The organism is Sphingomonas changbaiensis NBRC 104936, from assembly GCF_000974765.1.
GTDB classification, from domain to species: Bacteria; Pseudomonadota; Alphaproteobacteria; order Sphingomonadales; family Sphingomonadaceae; genus Sphingomonas_B; species Sphingomonas_B changbaiensis.
This window is the reverse complement of record NZ_BBWU01000015.1, coordinates 73752-86137: the sequence shown is the minus strand read 5'-3', so window position 1 is coordinate 86137 and position 12386 is coordinate 73752. Positions and strand designations below refer to the sequence as shown.

The 12386-nt window shown below is 67.1% G+C and carries 12 protein-coding genes; 6 read left to right on the top strand and 6 right to left on the bottom strand.

What is annotated here, in order from left to right; genetic code table 11:
• Nucleotides 1–20 precede the first annotated feature (20 nt).
• From recA to guaB, 6 genes are all read right to left on the bottom strand, one after another.
• Entirely contained in the window at nt 21–1097 is a 1077-nt protein-coding gene (gene recA / locus SCH01S_RS03000; protein ID WP_046347286.1) for a recombinase RecA, read from the bottom strand.
• An 86-nt stretch (nt 1098–1183) separates the two neighbouring features.
• Nucleotides 1184–1543 (bottom strand): response regulator, encoded by a 360-nt coding sequence (locus tag SCH01S_RS02995; protein ID WP_046347285.1) that lies wholly within the window; start codon nt 1541–1543, stop codon nt 1184–1186.
• A 43-nt stretch (nt 1544–1586) separates the two neighbouring features.
• Entirely contained in the window at nt 1587–3977 is a 2391-nt protein-coding gene (locus SCH01S_RS02990; RefSeq protein WP_052733743.1) for a hybrid sensor histidine kinase/response regulator, read from the bottom strand.
• A 26-nt stretch (nt 3978–4003) separates the two neighbouring features.
• Nucleotides 4004–4534, bottom strand: coding sequence for a tetratricopeptide repeat protein (locus tag SCH01S_RS02985; RefSeq protein WP_046347284.1), 531 nt, complete (start codon nt 4532–4534; stop codon nt 4004–4006).
• A 31-nt stretch (nt 4535–4565) separates the two neighbouring features.
• Nucleotides 4566–5738 carry an RsmB/NOP family class I SAM-dependent RNA methyltransferase gene (locus tag SCH01S_RS02980; RefSeq protein ID WP_046347283.1) on the bottom strand — a complete coding sequence of 391 codons (1173 nt, stop codon included), beginning with the start codon at nt 5736–5738 and terminating at the stop codon, nt 4566–4568.
• 9 nt (nt 5739–5747) lie between these two features.
• A complete protein-coding gene (gene guaB / locus SCH01S_RS02975) occupies nt 5748–7205 on the bottom strand; it encodes an IMP dehydrogenase (RefSeq protein WP_046347282.1) in 1458 nt (485 codons plus the stop codon).
• A 137-nt stretch (nt 7206–7342) separates the two neighbouring features.
• Between guaB and SCH01S_RS02970 the strand changes: the two genes are divergently transcribed.
• The 6 genes from SCH01S_RS02970 to rapZ are packed head-to-tail and all read left to right on the top strand — an operon-like array spanning nt 7343 to nt 12376.
• Nucleotides 7343–8314, top strand: coding sequence for an SPFH domain-containing protein (locus SCH01S_RS02970; protein ID WP_046347281.1), 972 nt, complete (start codon nt 7343–7345; stop codon nt 8312–8314).
• Nucleotides 8314–8790: an NfeD family protein gene (locus SCH01S_RS02965; RefSeq protein WP_046347280.1), complete on the top strand. Its 477-nt coding sequence runs from the start codon at nt 8314–8316 to the stop codon at nt 8788–8790. The genes SCH01S_RS02970 and SCH01S_RS02965 overlap by 1 nt, the downstream gene beginning before the upstream one ends.
• Entirely contained in the window at nt 8790–9494 is a 705-nt protein-coding gene (locus tag SCH01S_RS02960; RefSeq protein ID WP_046347279.1) for a response regulator transcription factor, read from the top strand. Before SCH01S_RS02965 ends, SCH01S_RS02960 begins: the two co-directional genes overlap by 1 nt.
• On the top strand, nt 9463–11031 hold the full coding sequence (locus SCH01S_RS02955) for a sensor histidine kinase (protein ID WP_046347278.1): 1569 nt from the start codon (nt 9463–9465) through the stop codon (nt 11029–11031). The genes SCH01S_RS02960 and SCH01S_RS02955 overlap by 32 nt, the downstream gene beginning before the upstream one ends.
• Nucleotides 11028–11447 carry an HPr kinase/phosphorylase gene (locus SCH01S_RS02950; protein ID WP_046347277.1) on the top strand — a complete coding sequence of 140 codons (420 nt, stop codon included), beginning with the start codon at nt 11028–11030 and terminating at the stop codon, nt 11445–11447. The genes SCH01S_RS02955 and SCH01S_RS02950 overlap by 4 nt, the downstream gene beginning before the upstream one ends.
• On the top strand, nt 11444–12376 hold the full coding sequence (gene rapZ, locus SCH01S_RS02945) for an RNase adapter RapZ (protein ID WP_046347276.1): 933 nt from the start codon (nt 11444–11446) through the stop codon (nt 12374–12376). Before SCH01S_RS02950 ends, rapZ begins: the two co-directional genes overlap by 4 nt.
• Nucleotides 12377–12386: the final 10 nt, after the last annotated feature.

The following is a 12386-nucleotide window of genomic DNA, read 5'->3' as shown; positions in this document are numbered from 1 at the left end:
CCAGGCGCGCCTCACCTCCATCACATCTCGTCGTCGTCCCCCGTGCCCGGGCTGACCATCAGGGCTTCGGCGACGTCGTCGGTCTTGCCGCGGATCGCCTTTTCGAGTCGGGCGGCGAGCTCCGGATTGTCGCGCAGATATTGCTTGGCGTTCTCGCGGCCCTGGCCGATGCGGATCGAATCATAGCTGAACCAGGCGCCCGACTTCTCGACCAGCCCGGCCTTGACGCCCAGGTCGAGGATCTCGCCGATCTTGGAAATGCCCTCGCCGTACATGATATCGAATTCGACCTGCTTGAACGGCGGCGCGACCTTGTTCTTCACGACCTTCACGCGAGTCGTGTTGCCGACGATATCGTCGCGGTCCTTAATCTGGCCGGTGCGGCGGATATCGAGGCGGACCGAGGCGTAGAATTTGAGCGCATTGCCGCCGGTCGTGGTCTCCGGATTGCCGTACATCACGCCGATCTTCATGCGCAGCTGGTTGATGAAGATCACCATGCAGCGCGAGCGGCTGATCGAGCCGGTGAGCTTGCGCAGCGACTGCGACATCAGCCGCGCCTGCAGGCCGACATGGCTGTCGCCCATCTCGCCCTCGATCTCGGCACGCGGCACCAGGGCGGCGACCGAATCGACCACCAGCACGTCGATCGCGTTGGAGCGGACCAGCGTATCGGTGATCTCCAGCGCCTGCTCGCCGGTATCCGGCTGCGACACGATCAGCTCGTCGATATCAACGCCCAGCTTTTTCGCGTAGACGGGATCGAGCGCGTGTTCGGCGTCGACGAACGCCGCGGTGCCGCCGTTGCGCTGCGCCTCGGCTATGACATGGAGCGCAAGCGTGGTCTTGCCCGACGATTCCGGCCCATAGACCTCGATCACCCGGCCGCGCGGCAGGCCGCCGACGCCGAGCGCGATGTCGAGCCCCAGCGATCCGGTCGAGATCGCCTCCACCTGCATTGCTTCGCGGCTGCCCAGCTTCATCGCCGAACCCTTGCCGAACGCGCGGTCGATCTGCGCCAAAGCCGCTTCGAGAGCCTTCTGCCTGTCCATATTCCCTGCTTTATCGGAATCGACGATCTTGAGCTGCGCCGCCATGCATAGCCTCCCTAAGCGGAACGCAAAACGCGTTCAACGGGAGCTTACGTATCCTATCTGTTCCGCAAGAACAAGAGTGGAACGTTTTAATTGCTCAACAAGGTCTCGAACGCCTCGCGCACCCCGTCGAGCGTGTAGGGCTTGCTGAGCACCGGCACGCCGGCATGGCGTTCCGGAACGGCATCGTTGCCGCCGCCGGTGGCGAGCACGAACGGATGACCGCGCTGGCTGAGCGCATCGGCGATGGGCCACGACGTCTCGCCATCGCGCAGGTTGACGTCGAGCAGCGCCGCGTCGAAGCCCCCGGCCTCCACGTGGCGCAACGCTTCGGACACGTCATCGACCGCGCCGGCAAGGCGGTAGCCGAGGGCGTCGAGGAAATCCTCAAGCATCATTGAAATCAACGGCTCGTCTTCGACGACGAGGATTGCGGGCCCTGCGCTCATGGCGCCGCCGATATCGCGGCAAACGGTTCCACGCAAAGAAAAATCATTTCGCCGCCAATGCCGTTCGCGCCGCCTCTGCAAGCTGCTGGACCGAGAAGGGCTTGGGCAGGAACGCGACGCGCTCGATATCGATCGACTTGCGCAATTGCTCTTCGGCGTAGCCCGACATGAACAGGATCGGCAGGTCGGGATATTTGACGCGGGCATGGCGGACGAGGGTCGGCCCGTCCATCGTCGGCATCACCACGTCGGAGATCAGCAGGTCGAACGTCTCGCCCGCCTCGAGGCACTCAAGCGCTTCCTCGCCATTGGCCGCAGTCACGACCTTATAGCCCTGGCGGGTCAGCGCGCGCTCCGCGACGGCGCGCACCATCGCTTCGTCCTCGACCAGCAGGATGGTGCCGCTGCCCCACAGCTCGGCCGGCCGTTCCTTGGGCTGCGCGGGCGCGGCGGCGGGCTTTGCCTCCGCCTTGTGGACCGGCAGGTAGATGACGAAGCTTGTCCCCTCCCCCACCACCGAATCGGCGAAGATGAACCCGTTCGATTGCTTGACGATGCCGTACACCGTCGAGAGGCCCAGACCCGTGCCCTTGCCGACCTCCTTGGTGGTGAAGAAAGGCTCGAAAATCTTGGGCAGCAGGTCGGTCGGGATACCGGTGCCGGTGTCGGTGATCGCGAGCGCCGTATAGTCGACGGTCGGCATGATCTCGCTTTTCATCCGCCGTACGTCGGCGGCAGCGACGGCGTATGTCTGGAGCGTCAGCGTGCCGCCTTCGGGCATGGCATCGCGCGCGTTGACCGCAAGATTGACGATCACCTGCTCCAGCTGGCCCGGATCGGCACGAACCGGACCCAGGTTGCGGCCGTGCTTGACGTTCAGCGTCACCGTTTCGCCCAGCAGGCGTTTCAGCAGGTTGAAGACTTCGGAAATGACGTCGGGGAGCTGAAGCAGTTGCGGACGCAGCGTCTGCTGCCGCGAAAAGGCGAGCAGCTGGCGCGTCAGGCTGGCGGCGCGGTTCGAGTTGGCACGGATCTGCTGGATATCGTCATAGTCGCTGTCGCCCGGCGTGTGGCGCATCAGCATCAGGTCGCAGTGACCGATGATCGCGGTCAGGATATTATTGAAATCGTGCGCGACGCCACCCGCGAGCTGGCCGACCGCCTGCATCTTGGTGGCTTGTGCGACCTGGCGCTTGAGCTTCGACTCCTCGGCATTGTCCTTCAGCGACAGCAGCACCGCCGCGTCGCCCAGCCCCCGCGCGCCGGCGATCGACAGGGCCACTGGCTCGTCGGGGCGCGCCTGCAGGCGGACCGCGATGTCGCCCGACATCGGCGGCCCGGAGGCGAAGCGGCGCACGGTGTCTGCGACCGCCGCCTTGTCTTCCCGGACGACAAGGTCGCTGGGGTAGACAGGATGGGCGTCCGATTCGAGCCCGGCGGCACGCGCGAACGCCTCATTCAGGAACAGCAGCCGTCCGTCGCGATCGGCCAGCGCAAAGCCCAGCGGCAGCATCGACAGCAGCGTCTGGATGTGGCTCGATGCGCTGCCCTCGCCGAGACGGGGCGCGCCGTCGTCGTCGATCAGGAAGACGAGCGTGGAACCACCGCGCTCGTCCGGATCAAGCGGGACCTGCAGCAGCCGCACGGGACCGCCGGTCGGGCCTTCGCGCTCGAACCGGATCAATCCGCGCTTGTCGATCGTCAGCATGGTCGCGAGATCGCGGCCTTCGATCGCAGCCTCGGCCGAGCCGGTGGCACGAAGGGCGAAGGCGCGATTGCCGCCGCGGATGCGCGCATCGGCGCCGATCAGCACGCCCATGATCCCTGCTTCGCCCAGCCGCTCGCCCGCCGCCGAGCCGATCAGCCGCCGCGCTTCATTGACCAGATCAACGCTGGAGACGGGACGGAAGCGCCAGACCAGGTGATCTTCGCCCGCGCCGGCGCGCTCGACTTCGACGCGAAGCTGGCCCGCTTCCCGCTGCAACCGCTCGATCACGGCCGAGCCTTCGCGCCACGCTGTCTGCTCAGCCTCGAGTAGCGGGGCCGTGGCGGTGTTAGGCAGCCACAGCTCGCCCGGGGCGCGGAAACCCTGAAACCAGCTGCCGTAGATCTCGTTCGCGCAGGCGAGCCTGCCCTGGCGATCCGTCACCGCGACCGCGGCGGAGTCGCGCTCGATCGCAGCGCGCGTCAGTGCCCAATCCTGGACAGACCGTTCGACCGGCGCCGCCGCGGCATTCGCGCGCGAAAACAGGAACAGGCCGCCGACCGCGGCTGCCCCGCAGGCGAAGCCGAGCGCAAGCGCCGGGGTCCCCAGTAGCAGGAAGATCAAGGCTCCCGAGACAAGCGCAGCGCCCGCGATGATGCCGAGCATTGCGCGCGGCGGCTCGGCGCCCGTCGTCGCGCTCAGCAAGGGGGGATGTGCACGCGTTGCCATCGAAACCGGTCTGGTGCGCGCGGCGCCTATTCAGGCTTGCGAGTCTTCTGCTCTTCTCCGGGCGTCGGGACCTTGCTGCTCGCCTGGGCGGACAACACTGCCGGCGGCGGGCCCTTCTCGATCACAGCGGCCAGGCGCGCTTCCTCAGGGCAGGTGGCGGTGCACAGCTTCTTCAGCTTGGCGAGATTCTCGCGCGCCTTGGTCACTGCACCCTTCTGCACCAGCGCGTCGCCCTGACCGGCCAGCGCTGCGAGATCGTTCGGCTCCAGCTCCAGCGCTTCACGGTAGAAGCGGATCGATTTGCCCGGCAGCCCCTGGGCCTTGGCGATTTCGGCAAGGGCCATGAACGCGGTGCGGTTCTTCGGATCGACCGCAAGCGCGCTTTCGAGCAGGTCGTTCGCCTGCTCGAGATTACCGGCATGCTGTGCGGCGCGCGCCTGTTCGACAATGGCGACCGAACGCGGATCGATCTGCGCGTCGGGCTTTTGGCCCATCACGGCCGTGGACAGAGCAGCGACGCCAATGGCGGCGGCAAGGGCGACGGGCACGAAACGCATCAGAACCTCTCCAACAGAGTTTGACTGCTTTCTAGCACGGGCTTTCGATGCTCGCGACGAAAAAGCCGTCGGTGCCGTCCGTGCTTGGCGAAAGCAGCACGCCGGCGCCGCGATCGATTCCCGGCGCCGGGAATGGCCGTGCAGCGCGCCAGCCCGGATGCGCGGCCAGGAACGTTGCAACCTGGTCAGCGCCTTCCTCGTCCAGCAGCGAACAGACGGCGTAGATAAGGCGCCCGCCGGGCCGGACAAGCGTCGCAGCCAGCTCCAACAGGCGCGACTGAAGGCTCGTCAGCCGCCCCAGCCGGTCCGGCGTCAGGCGCCAGCGCGCTTCCGGATTTCGCCGCCAGGTGCCGGTGCCGGAGCAGGGCGCGTCGACCAGCACGCAGTCCGCCACGCCCAAAAGATCGACAAGCGCTTCCGCTTCGCGGTTCGGATCGAGCAAGCGCGTTTCGATGTTCGCGGCGCCGGCCCGCTCCGCGCGCGGCGGCAGGCGCGACAGCCGACCGCGATCGGTATCGCAGGCGATCAGCCGCCCCTCCCCGCCCATGTCTGCAGCAAGCGCCAGTGTCTTGCCGCCGGCGCCGGCGCAGAGATCGACCACGGTCTCGCCCGGTTGAGCGCGGCAGGCGAGCGCAATCAGCTGGCTGCCTTCGTCCTGCACCTCGACCGCGCCATCCCGCCAGAGCGGATGCTGCTCGACCGGCAGAGAATCGGCGAGGCGAAGGCCCGACGGAGCGAACCGGGTCGGAGCGGCGCCGGGCAGCTCATCCAGCACATCACCTCGGTCGGCTTTCAGCCGATTGACGCGCAGGTCCAGGGGGGCCCGCTCCAGCAGCGCGCCGGTGTCGACATGGGCGAGTCTGGGCGCCAGCCACGCTGGAACGGCAGATGCGGGAGCAGGCGACTCCCCGTTCGCGATTGGCGCAGGCCCATGCGGCGAACCGTCGAACAGGTCGCGAAGGTCGGGCTCATTTTCGGCAAGACCGAGCATCGCCGCCCGCCCATTCTCAGGTCGCTCGCCTGCGCGCCGTATCGCCAGATAGACAAGCTCGCGGATCGCCCGCCGATCGCCGGACCCGGCATAGCGCCGTGTCTTGAAATAGGCGGCGATCACCGTGTCCGCCGCCGGACCCGCACCGCGAGCGGCAGTGATGATCGCGTCGAGCAGCTCGATCGCCGACTGCAAGCGGGCGGACGGAGTCACCTCAGACGATCACTGCGTGGGATAGTTCGGTGCTTCACGCGTGATGCTGACGTCGTGGACATGGCTTTCGCGAAGGCCGGCATTGGTGATCCGCACGAACCGGGCGCGCTTTTGCAGCTCTTCGATCGTGCGCGAGCCGGTGTAGCCCATCGCGGCCTTCACGCCGCCGACGAGCTGGTGGATCACGTCCTTGACCGGCCCCTTGTAGGGAACCTGTCCTTCGATGCCTTCGGGGACGAGCTTCAGCTGGTCCTTGATATCCTGCTGGAAATAGCGATCCGCAGACCCCCGCGCCATCGCGCCGACCGAGCCCATGCCGCGATAGGCCTTGTAGGCGCGGCCCTGGTACAGGAACGTCTCGCCCGGTGCTTCGGCGGTGCCCGCGAGCAGCGAGCCGACCATCACGCTCGACGCGCCCGCCGCCAGCGCCTTGGCGAGATCGCCGGAGGTGCGCAGGCCACCGTCGGCGATCACGGGCACGCCCGACCTGGCCGCCTCCTTCGCCGAATCCATGATGGCCGAGAGCTGCGGCACGCCGACGCCGGCGACGACGCGCGTCGTGCAGATCGAGCCCGGGCCGATCCCGACCTTCACCGCATCTGCGCCGGCATCGATCAGGGCCCGCGTCGCTTCGGCCGTCGCGACGTTGCCGGCGACGATCTGGACGGCATTCGAGAGCTTGCGCACCCGGGCAACGGAGTCCGCCACCATTTTCGAATGGCCGTGCGCCGTGTCGATGACGATCAGGTCGCACTCGGCATCCAGCAGCGCTTCGGTCCGCTCGAAGCCGGCATCGCCGACCGTCGTCGCGCCGGCGACGCGGAGCCGTCCGCTGGCGTCCTTGGTCGCGTTCGGGTGGAGGACCGCTTTCTCGATATCCTTGACCGTGATCAGGCCGATGCAGCGATAGGCGTCGTCGACGACCAGTAATTTCTCGATCCGGCGCTGGTGCAGGATGCGCCGCGCCTCGTCCTGGCTGACGTCGGCCGGGACCGCCGCGAGATTGTCGCGCGTCATCAGCTCGGAGACCGGCTGCTTCGGGTTTTCGGCAAAGCGAACGTCGCGGTTGGTGAGAATGCCGACCAGCTTGCCCGAGCTTTCGACGACGGGAATCCCCGAAATCCGGTTTTCCGCCATCAAGGCCTGCGCCTCTGCAAGCGTGGCGGAGGGCGCGATCGTGATCGGGTTTACGACCATGCCCGATTCGAAGCGCTTGACCTGGCGCACGGCCGCGGCCTGCTCCTCAACCGAGAGGTTGCGGTGAAGCACGCCGATGCCGCCCAGCTGCGCCATCACGATCGCCATCTCGGCTTCCGTCACCGTGTCCATCGCCGACGACAGGATCGGGATGTTCAGCGAAATGTCGCGAGTAAGCTTCGTTCGCGTGTCGGCGGCGCTGGGCAGGACTTCGGATTCGGCGGGTTTCAGCAGGACATCGTCGAAAGTGAGACCGAGTTCGATGTCCATGCGCGCGCCAAAGCTCCCGAGTCGAAGGTTGGCGGGCCATGTAACCGCGCGCGGGTGCGGATGCTAGGGTAGCCGCTCACGATTCCGCTGGAACCAGCACAGGATGCGTCGCATCATCCAGGCATCGGGAGGGCAACATGGCCGTTACAGCCGCATTCTTCATCCTCGTCCTGGCGTTGTTCTACCTTGCAACCAGCGTCAAGGTCGTGCGCCAAGGCTATGAATATACGATCGAACATTTCGGCCGGTTCGTGACGGTCGCGAAGCCGGGGTTCAACTTCTACCCGGCCTTCTTCTACCGCGTCGGCCGGCGGGTGAACATGATGGAGCAGGTGCTCGATATTCCGGGCCAGGAGATCATCACCAAGGACAATGCGATGGTCGCGGTCGACGGCGTCGTGTTCTTCCAGGTGCTCGATCCGGCCAAGGCGGCCTATGAGGTGTCCGATCTCTATATGGCGATCATGCAGCTGACGACGACCAACCTGCGCACGGTGATGGGATCGATGGACCTGGACGAACTCCTGTCTAAGCGCGACGAGATTAATGCGCGGCTGCTGTCGGTGGTCGACCACGCGACGAGCCCGTGGGGCGTCAAGATCACCCGCGTCGAGATCAAGGATATCCGGCCACCTGCCGACATTTCCAACGCGATGGCGCGGCAGATGAAGGCGGAACGCGACAAGCGCGCCTCGATCCTCGAGGCCGAGGGGTTGCGCGCGTCCGAGATTCTGCGCGCCGAGGGCGAGAAGCAGGCGCAGATCCTGCAGGCCGAAGGCCGTCGCGAGGCGGCGTTCCGCGACGCGGAAGCGCGCGAGCGTTCAGCCGAAGCCGAAGCCAAGGCGACGCAGATGGTCAGCCAGGCGATCGAGACCGGCAGCACGCAGGCGATCAACTATTTCGTCGCCCAGAAATATGTCGATGCGGTGGGCAAGTTCGCGGAATCGGCCAACGCCAAGACGATCCTGTTCCCGGTCGAGGCGACACAGCTGATCGGAACGCTGGGCGGCATCGGCGAGCTGGCGCGCGAGGCGCTGGGCCGCGAGGCGCCGCCGCCACCCGCCGCCATCGAGCGGTCGCGCAAAGGTCCGTTCGAGGGGCAGGCCTGATGCCGTTGGGTGTGGACTCCTATTGGTTTTGGCTGATCGTCGCCGTCGTCCTGGGCGTCGCCGAACTGCTGCTGCCCGGCGTGTTCCTGGTCTGGGTCGCGGTCGCGGCGGCGATCACCGGCCTGGTGACGTTCGCGGCCGACTTGCCCTTCCCTGCACAATTGATCCTGTTCGCGGTGGCAGCCGTGGCGGCGACGCTGGGCGGACGACGCTGGTATGCGGTCAATCCGGTCCCTTCGGCCGACCCGCTGCTCAATGACCGCGCTGCGCGGCTGGTCGGCGAAACGGTCGAGCTCACCCGGGGAATCGTCAACGGCCACGGCCGCGCCCGGGTCGGCGACAGCGAATGGAACGTCCGCGGCCCGGACTCGCCTGCCGGCACCTGTATGCGCGTGGTGGGAAGCGAAGACGGCGCGCTGGTCGTCCGGCCCATCACGGCGTTGCCCAGCGAGACAGGTTCGACTAGCCAAGCGTGATGGCCGCCACGATCGCCCTGGTCGACGACGACCGGAACATCCTGACCTCGCTGTCGATCGTGCTCCAGTCGGAGGGCTTCGTCACGCGTCTCTATTCGGACGGCGAGGCGGCGCTGAAGGCGCTGCTCGACAATCCGCCGGACATCGCCGTGTGCGACATCAAGATGCCGCGGATGGACGGGCTCGAGCTGCTGCGGCGATTGCGCGAGAAGAGTGCGCTGCCGGTCATTTTCCTCACCTCGAAGGACGACGAACTCGACGAAGCGCTCGGCCTCGCGCTGGGCGCCGACGACTATATCTCGAAACCGTTTTCGCAGCGGCTGCTGATCGCCCGCATCCGCGCGATTCTGCGCCGGGTCGAGCTCAGTAAACCGCAGGCCGCGACCGACGAACCGATCAGCGAGCCGCTGGTGCGCGGCGACCTGGAAATGGACCCGGCGCGCCACCGGGTGACCTGGAAAGGCAGGGACGTGACGCTGACCGTCACCGAGTTCCTGATCCTCGAATCGCTCGCGCAGCGGCCGGGCGTGGTCAAATCGCGCAACCAGTTGATGGACGCCGCCTATCATGAAGACGTCTATGTCGACGACCGCACGATCGACAGCCACATCAAGCGGCTGAGGCGGAAATTCCGCCAGACCGACCCGCAATTCGATGGCATCGAGACGCTTTATGGCGCCGGATACCGCTTCGCCGAGGCCTGAGGCCGTCGAACCGCCGCTCCGCTGGTCGGGGCGCGTTTCGCTGACGACTCGAATCCTGGCGGTCAACGTGTTCGCGCTCGCCCTGCTCGCCGGCGGCTTCTTCTATCTGGAAAGCTATCGCGCCCGGCTGATCGACTTTCGCATCGCCCGCGCCGTGCGCGAACTGAGCCTGATGGACGAGGCGATCGCCGTCGCGCCACCCGCCGACGTGCCGGCGCTGCTCGCGCGGATGGGCGAACGGACCGGGTCACGCCTGCGGCTGTATGGGCCGGACGGCGAATTGCAGGCCGACAGCTGGCGGATATCCGGCCCGAACTACGTACTCCGCGATCCGGCAGAGGAATCCTGGCAGCGCCATGCCGCGCGCTTTCTGGACCGGGTGATCGACTTCGTCGCCCGCGCCGCGACGCCGCGCGACTATGTCGAGCCCAACCCCGACCGCGCGGCAGCCTGGCCCGAGCTCAGGAGAGCGCTGCAGACCGGCTCCGCGATCGGCGGGGAAAGCTTTGCGCCTGACCGGACCTTCATGATCACGGCCGCGGCGCCCGCGCCGGCGGGCGGCTTGCTGCTGACGACCAACGCGCGCGACGTGACGCGGATCGTGCGTGCCGAGCGGTTCCGGCTGGGCGTGCTGCTGCTGGTCGTGTCGGCCCTGTCAATCGCGCTCTCATTCTTCCTTGCGCGGACGATCGTGCGCCCGTTGCGCCGGCTGGCGCGCGCGGCGGTGCGAGTGCGGCTCGGCCGCGATCGCGAAGTGACGGTGCCCCGCCTGCCCAGCCGCCGCGACGAGATCGGCTCGCTCGCCCAGGCGCTGAGCGACATGACCCAGGCGCTGCGCCAGCGAATTGACGCGACGGACGCGTTTGCCGCCGACGTGACGCACGAGTTGAAGAACCCGCTTGCTTCGCTGCGATCGGCCGCCGATGCCCTGCAGCGCGTTTCCGACGACGGTCAGCGCGTGCAATTGATGGCAATCATCCAGGACGACGTCCGAAGGATCGACCGGCTGATCACCGACATCGCCGAGGCGTCGCGTCTTGATGCAGAGCTGTCGCGCGCGCGCTTTCACGCGATCGATCTTGGCCGCGTGATCGAGACGATGCTGCGCGAGCGGGAGATGCGTGGCCCCAATCCGCGCGGCGTGCAGGTCGCCTTTGCGCGGCCGCGGGTCGACACGGCTGTCGCTCGCGGCGACGAATTCCGCCTGGCGCGGATTGTCGAGAACCTGCTCGACAACGCGATCTCCTTCTCCCCCGATAACGGTCTGGTCCAGATCACCGCGACACGCTCGGGCTCGGAAGTGATCGTGCGGGTCGAGGACCAGGGACCGGGGGTGCCGCCGGAGTTGCGCGAGTCGATCTTCCGCCGCTTCACCAGCGTCCGTTCGGACGAGAATCCGAGCCATTCGGGTCTTGGCCTGGCGATCGCGCGCGCGATCAGCGACGGCCACGGCGGTACGCTGGAGGTCGAAACGCAGGAGGAACGCCCGCACGGGGCCGCTTTCATCCTGCGCCTGCCCGCCGTCGGCGCGCCATGAGCGTGCTGCTCCACGCCAGCTGCGTCGCGATTGACGGTCGCGCAGTGCTGATCACCGGCGAATCGGGCGCGGGCAAGTCCGACCTGGCGCTGCGCCTGATCGATCGCGGCGCGGCGCTGGTCAGCGACGACCAGGTGAGGCTGAACGCGGTGGACGGACAGCTCATCGCGGCCGCACCGGATACGATCGCCGGGCAAATCGAGGTGCGCGGCTTGGGAATCATGGCTATGGCCCATCGCAGTCCCATGCCCGTGTCCCTGCTGATCGAACTCGGCGCGCCGATCGAGCGCATGCCCGAACCGCGCAGCAGGGAGTTGTGCGGAATCGGCGTGCCGGCGGTTGCGCTCGATCCGTTCGAGGCCGTCGCCCCGATCAAGGCCGAGCTGGCGTTGCGCGAATTGGGGCTGAGGCAATGAACGAGCGGCTCGATCCCGAACGCATCCTGCTGGTCACCGGCATGTCGGGCGCAGGAAAATCGACCGCGCTCAACACGCTCGAAGACCTGGGCTGGGAAGTCGTCGACAATCTGCCGCTAAAGCTGCTCGACCGGCTGCTCGACACGCCGCCGGCCGAAGGTGCCACGCGCGACCATCGGCCGCTCGCGATCGGCATCGACAGCCGCACGCGCGCGTTCGATGCTGAAGGCGTGATCCGCCGGGTCGCGAAGCTGCGCCAGCGCGCGCATTACGATGTGGCGATGCTCTTCCTCGATTGTGCGGGCGCGGAACTGGAGCGGCGCTATGACGAGACGCGGCGTCCTCACCCCCTCGCCCTCGACCGGCCGGCCAGCGACGGCATCATGCGTGAGCGCGAGCTGCTGAGGCCGCTGCGCGACGCTGCCGATTATCTCGTCGACACCACCCAGCTCAGCCGCGCCGCGCTGCAGCACGACCTGCGCGCCCGCTTTGGCGAGGAGCATGGCACGGAGACGGTGTTGACGATCACGTCGTTCGGCTTCGCCCGCGGACTGCCGCGCAATGCCGACCTGGTGTTCGACATGCGGTTTTTGCGGAATCCTCATTGGGACCGCGATCTGAAGCCGATGACCGGCCTGGATGCTCCGGTCGGCGACTATATCGCAGAGGACCCGGTTTATGAGCAGGCGGTCGTCCAGATCGAAGACCTGCTGCTGACGCTCCTCCCCCGCTATGCGAGCGAAGGGAAAGCCTATGTCACGGTCGCCTTCGGCTGTACCGGAGGGAGACACCGGTCGGTGCACGTGGCCGAGCGTGTCGCTCGCCGGTTGCGCGATGCGGGATTTTCGCCCACGGTCGCACATCGCGACCTCGCCACCGCGCCACGCGACGCGGTTGAAGAGCTTAGGGCAGGTACTGGGGCTCGCTGAAGGATTTTGA

Coding starts and splice junctions, on each gene's coding strand:
- SCH01S_RS02955 (WP_046347278.1), top strand. CDS start 9,463: ATGGCGCCGGATACCGCTTCGCCGAGGCCTGAGGCCGTCGAACCGCCG.
- SCH01S_RS02965 (WP_046347280.1), top strand. CDS start 8,314: ATGCCGTTGGGTGTGGACTCCTATTGGTTTTGGCTGATCGTCGCCGTC.
- SCH01S_RS02995 (WP_046347285.1), bottom strand. CDS start 1,543: ATGAGCGCAGGGCCCGCAATCCTCGTCGTCGAAGACGAGCCGTTGATT.
- SCH01S_RS02990 (WP_052733743.1), bottom strand. CDS start 3,977: ATGGCAACGCGTGCACATCCCCCCTTGCTGAGCGCGACGACGGGCGCC.
- SCH01S_RS02985 (WP_046347284.1), bottom strand. CDS start 4,534: ATGCGTTTCGTGCCCGTCGCCCTTGCCGCCGCCATTGGCGTCGCTGCT.
- SCH01S_RS02960 (WP_046347279.1), top strand. CDS start 8,790: ATGGCCGCCACGATCGCCCTGGTCGACGACGACCGGAACATCCTGACC.
- recA (WP_046347286.1), bottom strand. CDS start 1,097: ATGGCGGCGCAGCTCAAGATCGTCGATTCCGATAAAGCAGGGAATATG.
- SCH01S_RS02970 (WP_046347281.1), top strand. CDS start 7,343: ATGGCCGTTACAGCCGCATTCTTCATCCTCGTCCTGGCGTTGTTCTAC.
- guaB (WP_046347282.1), bottom strand. CDS start 7,205: ATGGACATCGAACTCGGTCTCACTTTCGACGATGTCCTGCTGAAACCC.
- SCH01S_RS02950 (WP_046347277.1), top strand. CDS start 11,028: ATGAGCGTGCTGCTCCACGCCAGCTGCGTCGCGATTGACGGTCGCGCA.
- rapZ (WP_046347276.1), top strand. CDS start 11,444: ATGAACGAGCGGCTCGATCCCGAACGCATCCTGCTGGTCACCGGCATG.